The organism is Anaerolineales bacterium (assembly GCA_037382465.1).
In the GTDB taxonomy this organism is placed as follows: domain Bacteria; phylum Chloroflexota; class Anaerolineae; order Anaerolineales; family E44-bin32; genus WVZH01.
Window position 1 is genome coordinate 1 of the sequence record JARRPX010000040.1, and the last position, 21896, is coordinate 21896.

General features: G+C 63.3%; 20 protein-coding genes. All 20 read left to right on the top strand.

Annotated elements, in window-relative coordinates; all coding sequences use genetic code 11:
- Positions 1-587 precede the first annotated feature (587 nt).
- A complete protein-coding gene (gene mraZ, locus P8Z34_11190; GenBank protein MEJ2551236.1) occupies positions 588-1025 on the top strand; it encodes a division/cell wall cluster transcriptional repressor MraZ in 438 nt (145 codons plus the stop codon).
- Between the two features lie 15 nt (positions 1026-1040).
- Complete coding sequence (gene rsmH, locus P8Z34_11195; protein MEJ2551237.1) at positions 1041-1982, top strand: 16S rRNA (cytosine(1402)-N(4))-methyltransferase RsmH; 942 nt, start codon at positions 1041-1043, stop codon at positions 1980-1982.
- A gap of 43 nt (positions 1983-2025) precedes the next feature.
- Positions 2026-2487 (top strand): hypothetical protein, encoded by a 462-nt coding sequence (locus P8Z34_11200; protein ID MEJ2551238.1) that lies wholly within the window; start codon positions 2026-2028, stop codon positions 2485-2487.
- On the top strand, positions 2484-4373 hold the full coding sequence (locus tag P8Z34_11205) for a penicillin-binding protein 2 (GenBank protein MEJ2551239.1): 1890 nt from the start codon (positions 2484-2486) through the stop codon (positions 4371-4373). The genes P8Z34_11200 and P8Z34_11205 overlap by 4 nt, the downstream gene beginning before the upstream one ends.
- A 15-nt stretch (positions 4374-4388) precedes the next feature.
- On the top strand, positions 4389-5810 hold the full coding sequence (murF, locus tag P8Z34_11210; GenBank protein MEJ2551240.1) for a UDP-N-acetylmuramoyl-tripeptide--D-alanyl-D-alanine ligase: 1422 nt from the start codon (positions 4389-4391) through the stop codon (positions 5808-5810).
- Positions 5807-6802 carry a phospho-N-acetylmuramoyl-pentapeptide-transferase gene (gene mraY / locus P8Z34_11215; GenBank protein MEJ2551241.1) on the top strand — a complete coding sequence of 332 codons (996 nt, stop codon included), beginning with the start codon at positions 5807-5809 and terminating at the stop codon, positions 6800-6802. Before murF ends, mraY begins: the two co-directional genes overlap by 4 nt.
- Positions 6803-6814: 12 nt before the next feature.
- The gene (locus P8Z34_11220) at positions 6815-7072 is read left to right on the top strand and encodes a hypothetical protein (GenBank protein ID MEJ2551242.1); all 258 of its coding nucleotides are present in this window, start codon (positions 6815-6817) and stop codon (positions 7070-7072) included.
- A gap of 11 nt (positions 7073-7083) precedes the next feature.
- Positions 7084-8508: a UDP-N-acetylmuramoyl-L-alanine--D-glutamate ligase gene (gene murD / locus P8Z34_11225; protein MEJ2551243.1), complete on the top strand. Its 1425-nt coding sequence runs from the start codon at positions 7084-7086 to the stop codon at positions 8506-8508.
- Positions 8505-9743, top strand: a complete 1239-nt coding sequence (locus P8Z34_11230; GenBank protein MEJ2551244.1) for a putative peptidoglycan glycosyltransferase FtsW — start codon at positions 8505-8507, stop codon at positions 9741-9743. The genes murD and P8Z34_11230 overlap by 4 nt, the downstream gene beginning before the upstream one ends.
- The gene (gene murG, locus P8Z34_11235; protein ID MEJ2551245.1) at positions 9658-10752 is read left to right on the top strand and encodes an undecaprenyldiphospho-muramoylpentapeptide beta-N-acetylglucosaminyltransferase; all 1095 of its coding nucleotides are present in this window, start codon (positions 9658-9660) and stop codon (positions 10750-10752) included. Before P8Z34_11230 ends, murG begins: the two co-directional genes overlap by 86 nt.
- The gene (locus tag P8Z34_11240; GenBank protein MEJ2551246.1) at positions 10745-11278 is read left to right on the top strand and encodes a CvpA family protein; all 534 of its coding nucleotides are present in this window, start codon (positions 10745-10747) and stop codon (positions 11276-11278) included. The genes murG and P8Z34_11240 overlap by 8 nt, the downstream gene beginning before the upstream one ends.
- Complete coding sequence (gene murC, locus P8Z34_11245; GenBank protein ID MEJ2551247.1) at positions 11275-12642, top strand: UDP-N-acetylmuramate--L-alanine ligase; 1368 nt, start codon at positions 11275-11277, stop codon at positions 12640-12642. Before P8Z34_11240 ends, murC begins: the two co-directional genes overlap by 4 nt.
- Positions 12635-12811: a hypothetical protein gene (locus P8Z34_11250; GenBank protein ID MEJ2551248.1), complete on the top strand. Its 177-nt coding sequence runs from the start codon at positions 12635-12637 to the stop codon at positions 12809-12811. The genes murC and P8Z34_11250 overlap by 8 nt, the downstream gene beginning before the upstream one ends.
- On the top strand, positions 12808-13785 hold the full coding sequence (gene murB / locus P8Z34_11255; protein ID MEJ2551249.1) for a UDP-N-acetylmuramate dehydrogenase: 978 nt from the start codon (positions 12808-12810) through the stop codon (positions 13783-13785). Before P8Z34_11250 ends, murB begins: the two co-directional genes overlap by 4 nt.
- The gene (locus tag P8Z34_11260) at positions 13782-14891 is read left to right on the top strand and encodes a D-alanine--D-alanine ligase (protein ID MEJ2551250.1); all 1110 of its coding nucleotides are present in this window, start codon (positions 13782-13784) and stop codon (positions 14889-14891) included. The genes murB and P8Z34_11260 overlap by 4 nt, the downstream gene beginning before the upstream one ends.
- Entirely contained in the window at positions 14888-15799 is a 912-nt protein-coding gene (locus tag P8Z34_11265; protein ID MEJ2551251.1) for an FtsQ-type POTRA domain-containing protein, read from the top strand. Before P8Z34_11260 ends, P8Z34_11265 begins: the two co-directional genes overlap by 4 nt.
- Positions 15800-15803: 4 nt before the next feature.
- Positions 15804-17054 carry a cell division protein FtsA gene (gene ftsA / locus P8Z34_11270; protein ID MEJ2551252.1) on the top strand — a complete coding sequence of 417 codons (1251 nt, stop codon included), beginning with the start codon at positions 15804-15806 and terminating at the stop codon, positions 17052-17054.
- A 150-nt stretch (positions 17055-17204) separates the two neighbouring features.
- Positions 17205-18311 (top strand): cell division protein FtsZ, encoded by a 1107-nt coding sequence (ftsZ, locus tag P8Z34_11275; protein ID MEJ2551253.1) that lies wholly within the window; start codon positions 17205-17207, stop codon positions 18309-18311.
- 310 nt (positions 18312-18621) lie between these two features.
- Positions 18622-19074 (top strand): transcriptional regulator NrdR, encoded by a 453-nt coding sequence (gene nrdR, locus P8Z34_11280; protein MEJ2551254.1) that lies wholly within the window; start codon positions 18622-18624, stop codon positions 19072-19074.
- A 75-nt stretch (positions 19075-19149) separates the two neighbouring features.
- Positions 19150-21714, top strand: a complete 2565-nt coding sequence (locus tag P8Z34_11285; GenBank protein MEJ2551255.1) for an adenosylcobalamin-dependent ribonucleoside-diphosphate reductase — start codon at positions 19150-19152, stop codon at positions 21712-21714.
- Positions 21715-21896: the final 182 nt, after the last annotated feature.

A 21896-nucleotide genomic window follows, 5' to 3' on the forward strand; every position in this document is an offset into this window, starting at 1 on the left:
GCTCCGGGTCGGTCGCTCGAGCCTCCCGGTGACGGGAGGTCTAGATAGATGATCGCCCAGGTGGGACGCGGCGGGAAGAAGGATTCGTTCCGTAAACCGCAGCCGCCACCGGACAGAACGCGGCTTACAGGCTGACCTACGAGCGTGACCCCGGGGTTTGACTCCGGGGTCTTTGCATAGGACGCTGTTAGCGGACGTTTATCCGCAGCCGGTGTTCGGCAGATGTGGTTCTGCCAGTTTTTCCTTTGAGGATCGAATCATTCATAGTGCGGGCCTTTCTTTTTCCCAGCTTGACCTCGATCTCGAAGATCTGCGGATTGAAATCCGCCAGCCGGAGAAAATACCGTTGGCAGCGACTCCGGCTGCTGGCTGCGGAATTTCATCCGCATCCAACGGAAGATTCCACGAAATTCCCAAAAATTAGGTTATACGCATAGGAAAAAGGTCCTAGGCAGACCTTTCTGACCATTTGCGGGTTGCATTGGTGGGAGAAAATCTGTATACTGTGGGAGCTTGTGGGCCAGAGTGGGAGCAAGTGGGGGGAACGCTCAGCTCAACATCTGAGCATCTAAGGGACATACCGAGACATGTTTCTGGGCCAGTTCACCCACACTATCGACGACAAAGGCCGGATTACCATCCCGGTGCGTTTCCGCGATTCGCTCTCGTCTGGCGCCGTAGTCACCCAAGGCTACGAACGAAACCTCATGGTTTATACCACAGAAAGCTTCCAAAGGCTCGCTTCGAGCGCGTCTTCCTTAACCACTACGGATCCCGAAGCGCGCGCCGTACGCCGAGTGATCTTCGGCCGCGCTTCCGACGTCGGCCTCGATTCGACCGGCCGTATCCTCATCCCGCCCTTCCTGCGCGAATATGCGCGCCTGGAAAACGACGCCGTGCTGGTGGGTGCCGGAGAGTATTTCGAGATCTGGGACCAACAGATATGGGAAGCTGAGTTGACCAGCGTGGTCGACCCGGACGTTAACGCGCAGCGGTTCACGAATTTCGATCTATCAACGGGGTAGAGGACGGCGGCGGTCATGGATGAATCCGACGCCAGTTCACATACCCCCGTACTTTACCAGGAAGTGCTCGCTGCCCTCGAACCGCGAGCGGGAGCACGCTATATCGATGGGACGGTCGGCGCCGGTGGGCACGCCCAGGGCGTGTTGGAAGCATCGCATCCGGATGGGGAGCTCTTGGGCCTGGATCGCGATCCCGCCGCCATTGCGCTGGCGCGTCGACGCCTCAAACCCTTTGGTAAACGGGCGATCCTGCGGCAGAGCTCTTTCGCCGAGATGGTCGACCGTACGGCCGCTGTACGCTGGAAGCGCGTGCAGGGCGTCCTGTTGGATTTGGGTTTGTCGTCGATGCAGCTTGACGATGCCCGGCGCGGCTTCTCCTTTCAAAAGGAAGGTCCACTGGACATGCGCTTCGATCCGTCCCAACCCGTGACCGCGGCAGATCTGGTCAACGGTCTGCCGGAGCGCGACCTGGCGGATCTGCTCGCCCGCTACGGAGAGGAGCGGCAGGCGCGCAAGATCGCCGCAGCGATCATCGCCGCCCGGCCGCTGACGACGACCACAGAACTGGCCGACGTCGCCGCTTCGGTGGTGAAACGTACCCGCAGCGGCATCCATCCGGCGACCCTGACCTTTCAAGCGCTGCGCATCGCCGTGAACGACGAGCTGCGCACACTGGAGATCGGGCTGGAACAGGCGGTTTCGCTGCTGGCGGGCGGCGGCAGATTGGCCGTGATTTCGTTCCATTCGTTGGAGGATCGAGTGGTCAAGCATTTCTTGCGTCAGGAAAGCAAGGACTGCATCTGTCCGCCCGAGCGGCCGATGTGCACCTGTGGGCACAAAGCGCAGCTGCGTCTGCTTACGCAGCGGCCGATCCAGGCGCAGGAAGCGGAAGTTCAAGCCAATCCGCGCGCTCGCAGCGCCCGTTTGCGTGTAGCCGAGCGGCTCGATGTGGCATGAAATATGCAGATTAAAAGGAAGACCGGTGTCAGAGGGATGAGTTGTGAAACGCAGAACGATTCAAGCCTACAAACAAGCGCCGTGGCGGCTGCAGTTGCGCTTCACGGGCGGTTCCCTGCTTCCTTTAATCGGCCTGTTGATCGTGGGCGGGATGTATCTGGCCATCAGCGCACGACTGACGAAAGCCGGACGCGAGGTTCTTGATTTGGAGGAAGAACGCAGCAATTTAGCCCGGCAGCAGGCGGAACTCACCGCGACCCTGGCGGAGTTGAACTCCCCGGAGCGCATGGTCGAACGCGCCCTGGCGCTGGGATTCAAGCCGGTGGGCCCGGATCAGGTGCAATACATCATCGTGGAAGGCTATGAGGAGCCCGAGCCGTTCGTCGCGCCGCAGCCCTCGAGTCCCTCCGGCGTGGGCGAGGGATCTCTCTCCCCGGCATACACCGAAACCCTCGGGGCCTGGCTGTATCGGCGCCTCGGTTTGGGCAGCGGAGCAGAACCATGACGGCCTATGCCTCCTCCAAACGCCGCATCCGCATGATTCTCATCGTCATGGCCGTCCTCGGCGTCGCCATGTTCGTTCAGTTAATCCGCGTGCAGTTCGGCCCTTACGCGCCTGCTTTCGCCGCGCGAGAGTCGTTCGCCCTGGAACGTAAAGACGAACTCGACCCCTCCCGCGGCGTGATCTACGATCGCGATGGACGCATCCTGGCTTCGAACGTGCCGATGTACTACCTGGAAGTGGAGGTGCGTCAGCTCACGCCGGAGAGCAAGAAGCAGATCGCGGCGGTGCTCTCGCGTTCGTTGGTGCTGCCTTATGAAGACATCTTTCAGCAGTTGGTCCGGGATTGGCTCACCGAAGGCCAGGTCCGCATTCGGCTCACGCGCGAGATTCAGGGCGGACAGCCCTGGCCGATCACGATCGATCAACCTGTGGCCGACATGCTGAACGGATTCCTCGGCGACCCGGAGGCGCCCGATCTCAGCGGGCTCGCCCTGGTGCCGGCGCCGAGCCGCACCTATCCTTCCGGAAAACTCGCCGGCCACGTGGTCGGGTTCGTCAACCAGAAGGGCAAGGGTTATTTCGGCGTCGAGGGATTCTACGACGATTGGCTCGTGGGTGACCCCGTCGTCGTGGAGCATGGATCGATTCCCCTGGATGCCCGCCCGCAGCCGGATGCTCCCACCGGCGTAAACCTGGTGCTCACCATCGATTTGGACATTCAGCAGATGGTCGACGCCATTATGCGGGAAGCGATGGAGAGCAGCGGCGCGGAGAGCGCCTACGCCATCGTGATGGACCCGCGCAACGGCGAGCTGCTGGCGATGGTCATCCAGCCGGCGCTGGACCCGGCCAATTACGAAGAATGGCTGCCGGACGAGGAGAAAGCCGGTTGGGAATGGGTGCTGGCGGAACCGCAGGCGGAAGCGGAAGCCGCCTCCGAATCCGACGCGGAAGCGAATGTAAACCCGGATCCGGACGCCGAAAAGGCAGAAGCGCAAGAAGAGCCGGTGATCGACCCGCTCGTCGCCGGCGTTTACGAGCCCGGCTCGACCTTCAAGGTGCTCACCATGTCCGCCGCGTTGGACGCCGGTCTGGTGACCCCGGACGACATTTTCGTAGACACCGGCGTGATCGAGGTGGGCGGCCATCCGATCAAAAACTGGGACGGCACAGCCTGGGGACCGCGCACGATGACCGAGTGCATGCAGCACTCCCTGAACGTCTGCCTGGCGTACGTCGCCTCGGAAAAACTCGAGGCGCCCCTGTTCTATCAATATCTCAAGGACTTCGGCATCGGCCAATTGACCGGCGTCGATCTCGAGGGTGAAGTGGCGGGCAGTCTTCGCACCCCGCGCCACCCCGATTGGACCGAATCCGATCTGGGAACGAACGCTTTCGGCCAGGGCGTCTCCGTGACGCCGTTGCAGTTGATCACGGCGATCGCCGCCGTTCCCAACCGGGGCGTGATGATGCAGCCGCACATCGTGCGTGCGGTCGCCGGACCGGAAAACGTATATTGGCCCCAACCGACGGTGCTCGGCAGCCCGATCTCTGCAGAGACCGCAGAGACAATCACGACGATGCTGCTCGTATCGTCGGAAGGGGAAGGGCGGCGGGCGGCAGTTTCCGGATACACGCTGGCCGGCAAAACCGGCACGGCGCAGATTCCCGGAGATCAGGGCTACGATCCGGATTTGACCATCGCCTCCTACATCGGCTGGGGACCCGTGGAAGCGCCGCGTTTCATCGTGCTCATCCGATTCGACAAACCCAAGAGTTCTCCCTGGGGTTCGGTGGTTGCGGCGCCGGTATTTCGCCAGATCGTCGAGCGCCTGGTGGTGATGATGGGCATTCCGCCAGGTTCTGTGTATCAGGAAAGCGGCTGAGGCAGAGGGGTTTCGATGTTGACCGTAGGGGAAGTACTTGAGGCACTCACGGGCCACGAGCACGTCGCTGCGCCGCAGGAAATCACGCAGGGCGTGATCGATTCTCGGGAGGCTTCGCCCGGATCCCTGTTCGTCGCTCTGGCCGGCGAAAACACCGACGGACACGATTACGTCACGGCGGCGTTCCGCTCCGGCGCGATCCTGGCCCTGATCGAACGCCAGGTGGAAGGCGAACATGCGCTCCTCGATCTGCGGAATGAGGTTTCCGCAGCGGACCTGGCTACGCTGGAGTTTCCGCTTTGCCTGTGGGTGAAAAGCTCGCTGGAGGCGCTGCAGCAGATCGCGCGGCATTGGCGCTCGATGTTGTCGCCGCAGGTGATCGGTGTCACCGGCAGCGTCGGCAAATCGACCACCAAGGAGCTGACCGCCGAGGTTCTCGAACAGCGTTTCTGCACCTTCCGCAATCCCGGAAACCTGAACAACGAAATCGGGCTTCCGTTGAGCATGCTCTCGCTGACGGAAGAACACGAACAAGCCGTCTTCGAGATGGGATTTTACGTCCCGGGGGAGATCGCCCTGCTTTGCGAAATCGCCCGTCCGCAGGTGGGTGTGGTCACCAACGTCAGTGAAGTGCATCTGGAACGCGCAAAGACGATGGAAGCGATCGTGCGGGGCAAAACCGAGCTGGTGGAGAGCCTGCCGGCGGCGCCGGAAGGCACGGCGATCCTGAATTACGACGATCCGCTGGTGCGGAGCATGTCCGAACACACCCGGGCGCGGGTGTTTTACTACGGCCTGTCTCCGGAAGCGGACTTGTGGGCCGACGAAGTCCAGGGTTTGGGTCTCGAAGGGGTGCGCTTCGTGCTGCACTACCAGGGCCGCGCCTATCACGTCCGCGTCCCGCTGCTGGGGCGCCACTCGGTGCACACCGCGCTGCGGGCGACGTCCGTGGGGCTGGTCCAGGGCTTGAGCTGGGAGGAAATCGTCAACGGTCTGAAAAGCGAAAACAGCCAGTTGCGATTGGTCGCCGTGCAGGGTCCGCATGGTTCCCTGCTGCTCGACGACACCTACAACGCCGCACCGCCTTCCGTGATCGCCGCCTTGAATCTGCTGTCCGAATTGGAAGGCAGGCGCATCGCCGTTCTGGGCGACATGCTCGAATTGGGCGACTTCGAGGAGCGCGGCCACCGCATGGTGGGCGCACGGGCGGCGCAGGTCGTGGACGAGTTGATCGCCGTCGGCGAGCGGGCGAAATGGATCGCAGACGAGGCCCGGCAAGCGGGTCTGGACGCCGATCGTATCCATTTGCTTGCAAACAGCGATGAGGCCACCGAATATCTGCGCGATCGCATCGGAGAAGGGGACGTGGTTCTGGTGAAGGGTTCGCACGGACTGCGCATGGACAAGATCGTAAGCGCTCTAGAGGAGAGGGAATGAACCAGATCGCATTTGCACTGCCGCTGGGCGGAATCACCTTTTTGCTCGCCGTGATCTGGGGCGGACCTCTCATTCGCATCATGCGCATGCTGCGTATCGGAGAACAGATCCGCATCGAAGGTCCGCAGCGCCACTTTACCAAGCTGGGCACACCGACGATGGGCGGCTGGTTGTTCATCATCCCCGTCGTGGTGATCACCGGGGTCTTGAACCTGGTCTCGCTCATCGGTGAGTTGAACGTGTTGGGCAACTCGATCCTGCTGCCCCTGATCGTGCTCCTGGCGTTCGCGGTATTGGGCGCCGTGGACGATTGGTTGAGTCTGCGCGGAGAGAAGCGCGGCGAGGGCATCCGCGGTCGCTACAAATTCCTGCTGCAAGTGCTGATCGCGCTGGGCGCCGCATTGGTGCTCAAATACGGCCTGCAGCCGCCCGAGATGGTGCTTCCCAACATCCCCGAAAACATCGACCTGGGGATCTGGTACGTGCCGGTGGCGATGTTCATCATCGTCTCCTCGACCAACGCGATCAACCTGACGGACGGGCTGGATGGGCTGGCGGGAATGATCTCCGCCACCGCTTTCGCCTGCTTCGGGGCGATCGCCATGATGCAGGGGCAGGTTTTCCTGGTGCGTTTCTGCTTCACCATGGTCGGCGCGCTGTTCGCCTTCCTCTGGTACAACGCCTATCCCGCAGAACTATTCATGGGCGACACCGGGGCCCTGGCCCTGGGCGGCACGCTGGGCGTGGTCGCCCTGATGACCGGCCATTGGATCCTCTACCCGATCATCTGCGTCATTCCCACCAGCGAGACGATCAGCGTCGCACTGCAGGTGCTGTACTTCAAATTAACAAAAGGGCGGCGGTTGTTCCGTATGGCGCCGCTGCATTTTCATTTCGAATTGAGCGGTTGGAGTGAGACTCAGATCGTGCAGCGTTTCTGGCTCATCGCGTTGCTGGCCGGCATGATCGGAGTCGCTTTCGCCCTGGTGTAAAGGAGAAGGACCATGGATATCGGAATGCTCTGGTTTGACGACGAATCGGTTTCGACGTCCGCAAAGATCCAGCGCGCGGTGACGTTCTACACCGAGAAGTACGGCCGCAGGCCAACGTTGTGCCTGGTGAACCCCGCCACGCTGAACGGCGGTGAGGGCGTCATGGCCGGCGTCAAGGTGCGCAAGGCGCGCAACGTCATGCCGGATCACTACTGGATTGGCGTGGACGAGGGCAACCGCTCTACGCCGAGGCAACGGCAAGCTGCCTGAATGGCGTACCGGTGACGTCGGACGATCGTGAAGATCGAATCCGGTCCTCGAAAGGTCGACAGCAGGATTGGACCGGAAAGCGAGTCGTCGTGCTTGGATTGGCGAGACAAGGAAAAGCGTTGGTCCGTTATTTTGTGGAACGTGGAGCAAACGTCGTGGTGAGTGATCGTATGCCGGCCGAAGCGCTGAAGCATGCAACGGAAGAATTTCGCAACCTCCCGGTGGATTTCGAGTTAGGAGGCCATCCGCCCACGTTGCTGAATGCGGCGAACCTGCTGTGCCTTTCCGGGGGTGTACCCGCGGATCTGCCGCTGGCACAGCAGGCTCGAGAGCAGGGTATCCCACTATCCAACGATGCGCAACTTTTCATCGAAAACTGCCCTGCTACTGTTATCGGTATAACCGGTTCGGCCGGTAAAACGACCACGACGACGCTCGTGGGGCGGATGGCCTCCGCCGAATTTCGGGATCGGGAAAGGAAAGTCTGGGTGGGTGGCAACATCGGCAGACCGCTGTTGAACGATCTGCCGCAGATGAAATCTAAAGATCTCGTGGTAATGGAGCTGTCGTCGTTCCAATTGGAATTGATGGACGTCAGCCCGCAGATCGCCGCGATCTTGAACGTGACGCCCAACCATCTCGACCGGCATAAAACGATGGCGGCGTACACGGCGGCGAAAGCGCACATCCTGCAGCACCAAACCGGGAACGACCGGGCGGTGTTGGGCCGCGACGACGAAATCGCCTGGTCGCTGCGCGATCAGGTGCGGGGGCGCTTGATCAGTTTCGGCTGGAACCCTCCGCAAGGTGACGGCGCCTACCTGGCAGGAGACACGATTCGCCTGCGCCTCGATGGCCGGGATACGGCCTTGTGCCCGGCCGGGATCGTGGAGCTGCGCGGGGCGCACAACCTGCTGAACGTGATCGCAGCCTGCGCCATCGCCGCTGCGGCCGGCATATCACCGCAGGCCATGCAGACCGGGGTGCGCGGATTCAAGGGCGTCGAACATCGCCTGGAGTTCGTGCGGCGCGTCGCCGGGGTGGATTGGTACAACGATTCGATCGCCACGGCGCCGGAACGCGCCATCGCCGCCATACGTTCGTTCGACGAGCCCCTGGTCTTGCTGTCCGGCGGACGGGACAAGGACCTGTCCTGGGATGCGTACGCACGGCTGGTCTGCAAGCGCGTGCGCCATCTGATCCTCTTCGGGGAGGCGGTGGAGAAGATCGCCGCGGCCGTCGAGAAGCAGCGCGGCGGGGATTGCAAGGTGCAGGTGGAAATCTGCGGCGACCTGGAGCAGGCGGTTGCGGCCGCCGCGCGAGTCGCCGCTGCGGGTGACGTCGTCCTGCTCGCGCCGGGCGGCACGAGCTACGACGCTTTCAAGGATTTCACCGAACGCGGTGAAAAATTCCGGGAACTGGTGAATTCGCTGTGACACAACGTGTGATTACACAGGATGCCTTTCAGGAGTCGCCGCTGCGCAAGCGCTTCGGGATCGGATTCGATCCCTGGCTCTTCGTGCTCGTCGCGGCGTTGATCGCCTTCGGCCTGGTGATGGTGTACTCATCCAGTTGGGACGTGTCCTGGCGACTGGAAGGCGACCCGTACGCCATCTTCGAGCAGCAGGTGCGCAATCTCGCCGTGGGACTGATCGCCATGGTTATTGCGTCCTTCATTCCCATGAAATGGATCCGCAAGTACGCCCTGCCGTTGATCGCCGCGACCGTACTGATGCTCTTTCTGGTGCTGCTGGTCAACCTGGGTGCGGAACACAAGCGCGCGTTTCTCGGCGGCTCGGTGCAGCCGTCCGAGATGGCCAAACTGGCGTTGATCATCTATCTGGCCGTGTGGATGGAATCGAAGGGAGAGCGTCTCTCCCTGACCGGCTACGGGCTGGCGCCCCTGATCATGATCGTCGGGCTGGTGGGCGGCCTGATCCTGCTGCAGCCCGACTTGAGCGCCGGCTTCACCGTGGTGATCGTCGCCGTGGTCATGTTCTACCTCGCCGGCGCCGACATGCGCCAGATTCTCGCCATGGGCATCGGCGGCGGCGCGCTGGCCTTCGTGCTCGTGCGGGTCTCCCAGGTCGGACAGGACCGTTGGAACAAATACGTGGGGGGTCTGGTGGACTTGGAGAAAGCCTCCTACCACGTGCAGCAGTCCCTGCAGTCGTTCTATTCGGGCGGGATCTTCGGCCGAGGGCTCGGCGCCAGCCGGGGCAAATTCGGGTTCCTGCCCGCCCCGCACACCGACAGCATTTTCGCCATCGTCGGCGAGGAACTGGGATTGATCGGCGCCATCGTCGTTCTGGTGCTGTTCTGTCTCTTCCTCTGGCGCGGTTTTCGATTGGGCCTGAACGCCGTGACAAAGCTGGAAATGCTGCTGGTCAGCGGGGTGACATTCTGGATTGGCATCGAGGCGGTGATCAACATGTCCGTCTTGTTGGGATTGCTGCCCTTCGCCGGCAACGCACTTCCATTTTTCAGCTTCGGCGGCTCGAGTCTGGTTACCACCCTGGCGGGGGTTGGTCTGCTGATCAACGTATCCCGCAGGGCATCCCGGCGTGAAGAGGAGCGAGACAACGTTGCGACTATTGGTATCGGCGGGCGGGACAGGCGGCGGCGTGTATCCCGCATTGGCCGTAGTCGACGCACTCGGAAAGCAAGCTGAAGTGCTCTGGGTCGGAAGCGAAGGCGGAATGGAGGCTTCCTTGTTGAGCCGAGCGGGTCAGGAATTCAAGGCCGTTCCGGCTGCGGGTGTGCACGGTGTCGGTTTGCGCGCCCTGCCGGGCAATCTGGCCCGTCTCGTGCGCGGCGTGCCTGCGGCGCGCCGCATCGTGCGCGATTTTAACCCCGACGTGGCTTTCTTCACCGGCGGTTTCGTGGGCGTTCCGGTGGCCCTGGCGGCGAGGGGTGTGCCGAAGGCGGTCTTCGTACCCGACATCGAGCCGGCCCTGGCGCTGCGCATGATCGCCAGGATGGCGCAGCTGATCATGGTTTCGACGCAGAAGTCGCTGGCCTACTACCTGAAGGGAAAGCGCGTTGTGGTCACGGGATATCCCACGCGCGCCGCACTGGTCAATCTCGAGCGGGCAAAGGCCCGCCATCAGATGGGGTTGGCCGGACAAAAGAAAGTGCTGCTCGTGTTCGGCGGCAGCCGCGGCGCACGTTCGATCAACGAAGCCCTGTGGGCCTGTTTGCCCGAACTGCTCGAACGTCTGGCCGTTGTGCACATCACGGGCCAACTGGACTGGCCGCGGGTGGAAGGGGTGGTGGGTTCCCTGCCGCCGCAACTGCGGGAGGGCTACCGCGTTTATGCCTACCTGCACGACGAGATGCCGCTTGCGCTGGCTGCCGCGGATCTTGTCGTCTCGCGCGCCGGTGCGGCGACGATCGGAGAATACCCGCTGCTCGGGCTTCCGGCGATACTGGTTCCCTATCCGTATGCCTGGCGCTATCAGAAGGTGAACGCCGAATATCTCGTCGATGCCGGCGGGGCGCTCATGCTCCCCGACGATGCGCTGCCCGAGCGGCTGCTGCCGGCGATTTTGGATTTGCTCGACGACCCCCAGCGGCTCGCCGAAATGCGGGCGGCGATGAAGAAACTGGCCGCTCCCGGTGCGGCGCAGTCGATAGCGAACGAACTGCTGCAGTTGGGCGAAGGGGGCAGGCGTGCTTAGCCTTTTCGTGGTGTTCGGGATGCTGGTGGCCATGTTCGCCGTGATCGGCGCCATGCGCGGTTGGGCGAAGGAACTGCTGGTGACCAGCGCCATCGTCCTGGCGCTGTTCATCATCCAGATCCTGGAGACCCACGTCCAGCCCTACAACACGGCGCTGATGATGCAGCCGCCGACGACGCGTTTCGTCATCCGCGCCATCCTGCTGGTGATCATGGCCTTCTTCGGCTACCAGACGCCTCACATTCGCGCCCTGCAGCCGAAGCTGGTGCGCGAGCGCCTGCAGGACATTCTCTTGGGGCTGGTCATGGGCGCGCTGAACGGCTATCTGCTCTTCGGGTCGCTGTGGTACTTCCTGGATCAAATGGGGTACGACAACACGACGTTGGTGACGATGCCGGCGGACCCCGCTTTTCAGGCGCGGGTGCAGGATTTCATGGCGCTGCTGCCGCCCAGCCTGGTTCCCATCCCGCACATTTATTTCGTCGTCGGCGTCGTTTTCGTGTTCATCATCGTGGTTTTCGTATGAGTCGTCACGTGCATTTGGTGGGAATCGGAGGCACAGGATTGTCGGCCATCGCCCGGGTGTTGAAGCAGAGAGGAGACGTGGTGACGGGTTCGGACCGCACGCGTTCCATTTATGCAGAAGCGCTGGAAGCGCTCGGCGTTCCCATCCGCTACGAACATCGCGCCGAGAACGTGGAGGGCGCAGATCTGGTCGTGGCCTCCTCCGCCGTGCCGGATGACAACGTCGAACTGCAGGCCGCCCGCTCGGCGGGCATCCCCGTGCTGCGCCGGTCGGAGTTCCTGGGCGATCTCACCGCGGGCCAGAAGACCATCGCCGTCGCCGGCACGCACGGGAAAACGACCACCACCGGATTGATCGCCTGGCTGCTCACGCAGGCCGAAATGGATCCCAGCTTCATCGTCGGCGGGACGCTGTCCAATTTCGACGCCAACGCCCGGGCCGGCGGTGGAGATTACTTCGTGATCGAAGCGGACGAATACGACCGCATGTTTCTGGGCCTCGAACCGGCGATCGCCGTGATCACCAACGTTGAACACGATCATCCGGATTGCTACCCGACGTTCGAATCGTTCCGCCGGGCGTTTGCCGAATTCGCATCCCGCGTCCAGGACTTGATCGTGGTCTGCAAGGACGACCCCGGCGCAGACTCCCTGCCGCTTCCGGCGATCGAATGCGTTCGATACGGACTGAATGCGGACGCAGATTGGTACGCCGAGGAGATTCGCTCCAACGCCGTCGGCGGGTCCGATTTTCTGGTGCTGCGCCGCGGGGAAACGCTGGGATTGATGCGCACCCGCCTGCCCGGCCCGCACAACGTGCTCAACGCGCTGGCGGCGCTGATCGTGGGCGATCATCTGGGACTGGATTTCAAGGACATGCGCGAGACGCTGACCGAATTCCTGGGCGTCGGGCGCCGCTTCGAAATCATCGGCGAGGCGGCCGGCGTGACGGTCGTGGACGACTACGCCCACCATCCCACGGAGATCAAGGCCACGCTGCGCGGGGCGCGCCAGCAGTTTCCCGACGCGGAGATCTGGGCGGTCTACCAGCCGCACACGTTCTCCCGCATCCGGGCGCTGCTGCCCGATTTCGCGCACGCATTCGACGACTGCGATCATCTGATCGTGACCGACATTTTCGCTTCGCGCGAGCAGGCGGACGGCTCCATCGACAGCCGCACGCTCGTGGAAACGATCGAGCATCCGGACGTGAGATACATACCCCGCCTCGAGGCTGCCGCAGATTATCTGCTCGAGCGCGTGAAAGGGGGTTCCCTGGTCCTGACATTGAGTGCTGGAGACGGAAATCGAGTTGGTTATCGTGTACTACAAGGTCTGACAGAAGGAGGCAAAGATCATGTCTGAACGCAAACGGAACGTTTTCGACAATGATCGCCGTATGGAGCTGCGCATGCGCGTAGCGATCAAGAACTTGCGCCAGAACGAGCCCGTGGATCCCGCCACGCTGCCCTTGCTGGCGCTGCCGGAGCAGAAAACGGTGAAGCGCGTGATCGCCAAGGTACGCAGTCTTTGAGCGATCGCCGTCTACCCCCGGCGCGCCTCGAGCAGCTGCGGCGCACATTCGGCAGCATCGAAGAGAATGTGCCCCTGGCTCGCTACACGGCGGCGCGAATCGGCGGCCCTGCGGACGTACTCCTGACCGCGGGTTCCGCCGAGCGTCTGGCGATGATCGCCGAGACGCTGTGGGAGCTCAAGCTCCCCTTCCGCATCCTCGGCGGCGGCTCGAACGTGCTCGTCGCCGACGCGGGGATCCGGGGGATCGTGGTGCTGAATCAGGCGCGCGGCGTGCGTTTCTGGGAGTCCCCGGAAGGTCCACGCCTGCGCGCCGAATCCGGCGTGGGCCTGGGCAGCGTCGCCCGGCGCGCGGTGGAGCGCGGCTGGTCGGGTCTGGAATGGGCCGCCACGGTGCCCGGTACGCTGGGCGGCGCCGTGGTGGGCAACGCCGGCGCCCACGGCGGGGACATCGCCGGCAATCTGGAACTGGCCGAAATCTTGCAACGCAGAAAGGGCGCAGAATCGTGGCCGCCCGAGCGGCTGGAATTTGCCTACCGCGACAGCTGGTTGAAACGCCATCCGGGCGAGGCCGTCGTTCTGGCAGCGACTCTGCGGCTGAGGCTATCGACGGTCGAGGAGACGAAGGCGAAGATGCAGGAATTCAGCGAGCAGCGGCGAACGACGCAGCCTCCCGGGGCGAGCATGGGCTCCATGTTCAAGAACCCGCCCGGGGATTACGCCGGACGCCTGATCGAAGCCTGCGGGCTGAAAGGATTTCGAGTCGGCGGCGCACAGATCAGCGAGGTGCACGCCAATTTCTTCATCAACCTCGGCGAAGCGACGGCGGCGGACGTGAAGGGATTGATCGACGCGGCCCGCAATCGCGTGGCGCAGCAGTTCGACGTCGAGCTCGAACTCGAGGTGGAACTGCTCGGGGATTGGCAGACGATGGAAAGCGAGTCGGCGCAGTTGACCAACGGAGGCGCACTTTGAGCGGCAAACTGCGTTTGGGCGTGATGTTTGGCGGACGCTCCGGCGAACACGAAGTCTCGTTGATGTCGGCGAAGTCCGTCATGTCCGCCCTGGATCGAAGCAAGTACGAAATCGTACCCATCGGGATCACGAAATCGGGCCGCTGGCTTTCCGGGGACCACGTGCTGAAGGCCTTTCAAGAGGGCCGGCAGGATGAGCTGGTCAACGTGATGCTGCCTGCGGAACCGGGCCTGCGCGGGCTCTACCGTTGGCGGGAAGGCGAGGCGCTGCAGCGCCTGACCGATCTGGACGCCGTTTTTCCGGTGCTGCACGGGACCTACGGCGAGGACGGCACGCTGCAGGGGCTGCTGGAGATGGCTGACGTGCCCTACGTGGGTACCGGGGTGCTGGCCTCCGCCGTGGCTATGGACAAGGATCTCTTCAAGCACGTGATGCGCGCCAACGGCATTCCGGTCCTGGATTGGACGATCGTCCTCTCGACGCAGTTGGAGCGCGAAATGCAGGCGGAGTTGGACCGCCTGGAATCACTCCTGCCCTATCCGATGTTCGCCAAGCCGGCGAACATGGGCTCGTCGGTGGGCGTGAGCAAGTGCCGCGGCCGCTCGGATTTGATGGAAGGCATCATGGACGCGGCGCGCTACGACCGCCGCATTCTGGTGGAAGCCGGCATCGAGGCGCGCGAGATCGAGATCAGCGTTTTGGGGAACGAGGACCCGGAGGCTTCGGTGCCCGGCGAGGTGGTACCCGGCGATGAATTCTATTCCTACCGGGCGAAGTACATCGACGACACCTCGGATTTGCTCATCCCGGCGCCGATCGAGGACGGCCTGGTCGGGGAAGCGCAGCGGCTGGCCATCGCAGCGTTCAAGGCCATCGACGGGGCCGGCATGGGGCGCGCGGATTTCCTGCTGGACAAGAACGACGGACGCCTGTACATGAACGAGATCAACACCATCCCGGGCTTCACCAAGATCAGCATGTATCCCAAGCTGTGGGAAGCGAGCGGCTTGTCGTATCCGAAATTGTTGGACCGCCTGATCGAATTGGCCTTCGAACGGCAGGCGCAGAAGGATAAATTGGTGCGCAGTTACGAGGTCGGGGAATGACGCTTGGCGAACGGTCCATCGAGAGCCTACGCACGCGTGCGGACAACGTGCGGGCACGCCGCGCCCGGGTGGAGCGCACGATCGAACCTGCGCCGCGTGAAGTGCTGAAGAAGCGGCCGCACCGGCGAAAGCAGCCGCGCCGCCGCTACGACGTGCAGCTCCAGCCGCAGCAGGGCACCGAGATGCAGCTCCCGGCGCTGCCCGCAGTTCGTGTGGGGCCGCGCCTGTTCTCGGCGATGCTGCTGCTCCTGATGGCCTGGTTCCTGGGCGAATTTCTCTCCGCGGATCGTTTCCTGGTGCGGTCGTTGAACGTCGACGGAAATCGACTGCTCACCACGGCGCAGATCCAGTCGCTGGTCGATTTCGCCGGCGAAGGCATCTTCTCCATCGATCCCGACGTGATCCGCGAGCAGTTGGAAGGGCATCCGGAGATCGTCTCTGCCGAGGTGCGTCTGCATCTGCCGAACGAGATCGACGTGGCCATCGACGAGCGCACGCCGGCGCTGGCCTGGAACGACGCCGGACGGACCTGGTGGCTGAGTCTGGACGGGCTGGCGTTCATCCCCCACGGCGCGAACGACGACCTGGTCCGCGTCGAGACGGAGCAGCCGGTGCTGCGCATCAGCGAAGAGGCGCTGACTCCGGCGATGGCGCCGGAAGTGATCCAGAACGCGCTCGTGCTCAGCCGCGAATTGCAGGACGTGGGCGTGCTGCAGTACGACCCGCAGTACGGATTTGGTTTCGAAGACCCGCGCGGATGGAAAGTGGTCTTCGGCGTGGGCGGCGACATGGCGATGAAGGTGCGCGTCTACCGCGCCCTCGCCGAGAAGATCGCCGGACAGGGAATTTCCGTGGCGCTGGTGAACGTGGAAAATCAAGCCGCGCCGTATTACAAGGTGGAGCGCTGACCTCGTGTCCAATCTGATCGCACCGGGCGACCCGATTTACGTGGGCATCGACGTAGGAACCACGAAGGTTTGTACGCTCGTCGGGCATTTAAACGCCGACCGCCAACTGCGCGTGATCGGCGTGGGCATCGTGCCCTCGCAGGGCATGCGCAAGGGCGGCGTGGTCAGCCTCGAGGGCGTGGCCCGCGCCATCCAGGCTTCGAAGGACAAGGCCGAGCGCAGCTCGGGATACGAAATCTCTTCGGCGCTGGTGAGCATCTCCGGGCAGCAGATCTCCTCGTTGAACAGCCGGGGCATGTCCGGAGTCAGCGGGCGCGTGATCAGCTACGACGACGTCAACCGGGCGCTGGAAGCGGCGCGCTCCATCGCCGTTCCCTACAACCGCAACATCATCCACGTGGTGCCGCGCGGTTTCGTCGTCGACGGCCAGGACGGGATCAAGTCTGCGCTGGGCATGCACGGCTACCGGCTCGAAGTCGAAGCCCACATCGTCACCGCCGGGGCGACGGCGCTGCGCAACATGGAGAAGTGCGTCGAAGCCGCGGGCGTGGCCGTCGACGGCTGGGTGCTGGGCTCGCTGGCTGCGGCGAACGTGGTGCTCACGGAGACGGAAGAAGAAATGGGCGTCGTCGTCTGCGACCTGGGCGGCGGCACGGCGGACATCGCCATCACCATCGAAGGCGCCGCCTGGCACACGGCGGTGATCCCCGTGGGCGGGGAGCACCTCACCAGCGACATTTCCCAGGGGCTGCACCTGCCGCCGGAAACGGCCGAGTCGGTCAAGGTGCGCCAGGGACACGCCTGCGTGCGCCTGGTCGATGCGACGCAGTCCTTCACGGTGCGTCCCTTCGGCGAGGAAAATCCGGTGCAGATCAAACGCTCCGACCTGGCCTCGATCATCGAGCCGCGCGTCGAGGAGATCTTCAGCCTGGTGCGCCAGGAAATCAAACGCAGCGGCTACGACGGCCTGCTGCCGGCCGGCATGGTACTCACCGGCGGCACAAGTCTGCTGCCGGGCATCAAGGAAGTGGCCAGCGAAACGCTGCAGATGCCGGTGCGCACGGCCCAGCCGGCCAACATGCGCGGGCTCGTGGACCGCATCCGCACGCCGGCTTTCTCGGCCAGCGTGGGGCTGCTGGAATGGGCCAAGGAGCTGGACGAGGAATACGGCTACGAGGGTTTCTCGGGATTCCACTGGCCGCGGTTGAGCGTCAACCGGGCTGCGGATTTCCTGCGGCGCCTGCTGCCGGGGTAGGGCGAAGGATGACGGATCGAGCGACATTTCACCAAGCGGGGAAGGAAATTTCCCTGCGGGATAACGGAAACCACACGGACCTGTGCCGGAGGCGCTGCAGCGCATTCCGGGACGCAGGCGGCACGACATTTCAACACAGAGGAGGAAAAGATGCAACCAGTTCCTAAGGTGGAATCATTTGCACGGATCATGGTTGTCGGCACCGGAGGCGGGGGGTCCAACGCCGTCAACCGCATGATCGAAGAAGGGTTGGCGGGCATCGAATTCGTGGCCGTCAACACCGACGCACAGGCGCTGCTGCTTTCCAACGCCCCCACGCGCGTGCGCATCGGCGACAAGCTGACGCGCGGCCTGGGCGCGGGAGGCAACCCCGACGTGGGGCAGAAGGCGGCGGAGGAGTCGGCCGAAGAGCTCTACGAAGTGCTCAAGGGCGCCGACATGGTCTTCATCGCTGCGGGCATCGGCGGCGGCACCGGAACCGGTGCGGCCCCGATCGTGGCCCAGATCGCCAAGGAAATCGGCGCATTGACGATCGGCGTGGTCACGCGGCCCTTCACCTTCGAGGGCGCCAAGCGGCGCCAGACGGCGGAGGCCGGGATCAACAGGCTCAAGCAGCACGTGGACACCCTGATCGTGATCCCCAACGACCGCCTGCTGCAACTGGCCGACAAACGCGCCAGCCTGCACGACGCCTTCAAACTCGCCGACGACGTCCTGCGCCAGGGCATTCAGGGCATCAGCGAACTGATCACCATTCCGGGTTTGATCAACCTGGACTTCGCCGACGTGCGCACGATCATGTCGGAGGGAGGCGCAGCCCTGATGGCCGTCGGCAAAGCCTCGGGCGAGGACCGGGCGCGCACCGCTGCGGAGCAGGCGATCTCCAGCAACCTGCTGGACATCACCATCGACGGCGCCCGCGGCATTCTCTTCAACGTCACCGGCGGGCCGGACCTGTCGCTCTTCGAGGTGAACACGGCCGCGGCGATCATCAAGGAGACGGCCCATCCGGACGTCAACCTGATCTTCGGTGCGGTGATCGATCCCAACATGGGCGACGAACTGCGCGTGACCGTGATCGCCACGGGGTTCGAAACCTCGCGCGCCATGCACCGCCGCGTGATCCCGCGCGCCAAGAGCCGCATGGAGGCGAAAACGACGAAGGACGGCCAGGAAATGCCGTTGGAAGACGAGTTCGAACCAGCGGTTTTCGACGTCAACGACCTCGACATCCCTGCCTTTTTACGCCGACGGTGATGGAACCGGACCTCCGGTTTCACACGGTCGTGTCCAAGAACGCCAGAACGACCGTTTGCCGCCCGGTCGATCTGGGTTCGCGAACGCGCGCAGATTGGCGTCGGAATCCTCCTCCCGGCGCCGATCTGCCGCGTCGTTCGGCACCTATTACCACAGTACCAAATTTTTTAAGGTTGAACATGCCGGAAATGCTTGCAACAGGGGCGCGGGTCGTGTACAATTTGCATTCTCACCCCGTAGATATCGGGTGCCCAGAAGTTTGCCGCCCAACATCTGGCGCCGAACAGTTGGTCTACAAAAGGTAAAAATCATGCGCTGCCCGTACTGCAGCAGCCAGAGGACACGAGTGATCGACACGACGCACGATTCTCGTGGGGGGATACGTAGACGCCGCGTTTGCCAGGAATGCGGCCAGCGCTTCAGCACGTACGAACGCGCCATTCTGGCCTCCCCCTTGGTCCGAAAACAAGACGGCACGCGAGAGGATTTCGATCGCGAGAAATTGGCCCGGGGGATTCGCATCGCTTGTGCCAAGCGGCCCGTGTCTGCAGCGGACATCGATCGTCTTGTGGGTGAGATCGAATCGACGATCCAGGGCATGGGCAAGGCGGAAATTTCGTCACGCGTGATTGGGGATTTGGCGATCGCAGGTTTGAAGGATCTGGACCAGATTGCATACGTGCGCTACGCCATCGTTTATTTAAGGTTGGACGGTTTACAGGCCGTACGAGACGAGATCGACCGGCTTCTCCTGGAAGCCTGAACCAACCATCATCGTAATCAAGATCTCGCATCTTGACTGCGATTTCGTGATCGACCAGAGGCAGGAGGCATTGGGATGTTAGACACAACCGGTCATGAGATCGACGTTCACATGGACTCAGGAAACTCCTACACCCGCTCACCCGTACCCGACGATCTGAAGGCGGTCGAACTCTCGCAGAACGCCCGTACGGTCCTGGAGAAGCGCTACATCCGCCGGGACGAAAACGGCGAAGCGACCGAGACCATCGAGCAGATGTTCTGGCGCGTGGCCAGCCACGTCGCCCTGGCGGAGTGCGAGTGGGGCGGCGAAGCGGACACGGTCGCCGAGCAGTTTTACGACCTGTTGACCTCCAAACGTTTCTTTCCCAATTCGCCCACGTTCACCGGCGCGGGCACGCCGCTGGGCCAGTTGGCGGCCTGTTTCGTGCTGCCCATCGCCGACGACATGGGCAAGAACCGCGAGGGGATTTTCCAGAGCCTGCGCGACGCGGCCCTGATCCAGCAGACCGGCGGGGGAAACGGTTTCGCGTTCTCGCGCCTGCGCCCCAAAGGCTCGCTGGTGAACACCTCGGCGGGCGAAGCGACCGGCCCGGTGGGGTTCCTGAAGGTCTTCGATCAGGCCTTCGACGTGATCGCCCAGGGCGGCACGCGCCGCGGGGCCAACATGGCCGTGCTGCGCGTCGACCACCCCGACATCGAGGAATTCATCACCTGCAAGACGGACGAGAGCGCCATCACCAATTTCAACATCTCCGTGGGCATCACCGACGCCTTCATGGAAGCGGTGAAGAACGACGAGGATTGGGCGCTGCGCTTCCCCGACGTGTGTTCGGAGGAGTACAAGGGTTTCAACGGCACGCTGGAACAGGCCGAGCGGCGCGGCATTCCGCTCAAGGTCTACAAGACGGTGCGCGCCCGCGATTTGATGGACAAGATCGTGCGCCAGGCGCACCACAACGGCGAGCCGGGGATGCTCTTCCTCAGCGCGGCCAACCGCAGCAATCCGCTGCCGCACCTCTACGATCTGGAAGCCACCAACCCCTGCGGCGAGCAGTGGCTGGGGCGCTACGAGAACTGCTGCCTGGGCTCGATCAACCTGGCCCAGCACTGCGGCCCCGGGAAGGCGGTCGATTGGGACAAGCTGCGCCGCAGCGTGGTCACGGCCACGCGCTTTTTAGACGACGTGGTCACGGCCAACGCCTACGTACCCGCCGTTCCGGCGTTGAAGGAAGCCGCCCACCGCGCCAGGCGCATCGGACTGGGCATCATGGGACTGGGGGACCTGATGTACCACGCCGGCGTGCGCTACGGCTCGGAGGCGGCGCAGGAATTCTCGGCGCAGGTGATGGAATTCATCCGCTACGAGTGCATGCGCGCCAGCGTCGAACTGGCGCGCGAGCGCAGCCCGTTTCCCGCCATCCGCGGCAGCATCTACGATCCGGATAATTTACGCTGGGCGCCGCCCAAACCGCTGCGGGAATACCAGCGCGATTTCGGCCGGCCGGCGTTGGAATGGGACGACCTGCGGAGTATGATCGGCAAGTACGGCATCCGCAACGCGGCGCAGACCACCGTGGCGCCGACGGGTACGATTGCCACCGTGGCCGGCTGCGAGGGCTACGGCTGCGAGCCGGTCTTCGCCCTGGCCTACTACCGCCACGTGGAGGACAACGGCGAGGACCTGCGCCTGACCTACACCAGCCCGCTCTTCGAACGGGCGCTGGTGGAAGCCGGCATCGACGTCGAGCAGCGTCAGGCCATCATCGACGAGGTGCTCGAGCGCGGCACGTGCCAGGGAATCGACAGCGTGCCGCAGGCGGTGCGTGAGGTGTTCGTCGTCTCGCAGGACATCCAGGCCGAGGAGCACGTGCAGATGCAGGCCGCCATGCAGGCCTTCGTGGACAACAGCATGAGCAAGACGATCAACTTCCCCGCCGACGCCACGGAAGACGACGTGCGCAAGGCCTACATGCTCGCCTGGGAGCTGGACTGCAAGGGCCTGACCGTGTACGTCACCGGCTCGCGCAGCAAGGTCGTGCTGGAGACCAAGGAGACGGCGAGCAGGAAGGAAGCGCCCGCCAAGGCGAAGCAGCTCACCATGTGGTTGGAGGGCAAGAAGCCGCGTCCCATGCGCCTGCAGGGCGCCACGTACCAGATGCACACGCCGCTGGGCAAGGCCTTCGTGACCATCAACCGCAACGGCAACGGCCAGCCCTTCGAGGTCTTCATCACCACCGCCAAGGCCGGTTCGGCGACGGCCTCGGTTTCGGAGGCCATCGGGCGTTTGATTTCGTACATTTTGCGCGTGGCCTCGCCGGTGTCGCCGCGCGACCGCATGTCCGAGGTCGTGCGCCAGATGGCCGGAATCGGCGGCGGGCGTCCGCTGGGATTCGGGCCCAACCGCGTGCTTTCGCTGCCGGACGGACTGGCGCAGGCGCTGGCCGCCTTCCTGGCCGACGAGGAAATCGGCGAGGTGATCGAGGTGGAGCCCGAGCAGGTGCAGCAGCTTCAGCAGCCGCCGGAAGCCCACAAGGACATGGCCCACTTCGGCGACATCTGTCCCGAGTGCGGGGCGGGGACTCTGGTGCGCGAGGAAGGCTGCAGGAAGTGCTACTCGTGCGGGTTCAGTGAGTGTTGAGGGTTGTGTAGGTTTTCACACGTAATTGGCGCTGTTCCATACGGTTTTGGCTATTCCACAGGAATTTGGCCGAAAATTGGAAAAGAGCATTAGCAAGGAGGTAGATTCTATTTTCGAGGGTTGAATGCATTCTTGTATGTCTTGCAGCGTAGTGCGACTTAGCGGGGCAACAGTCTTCACGC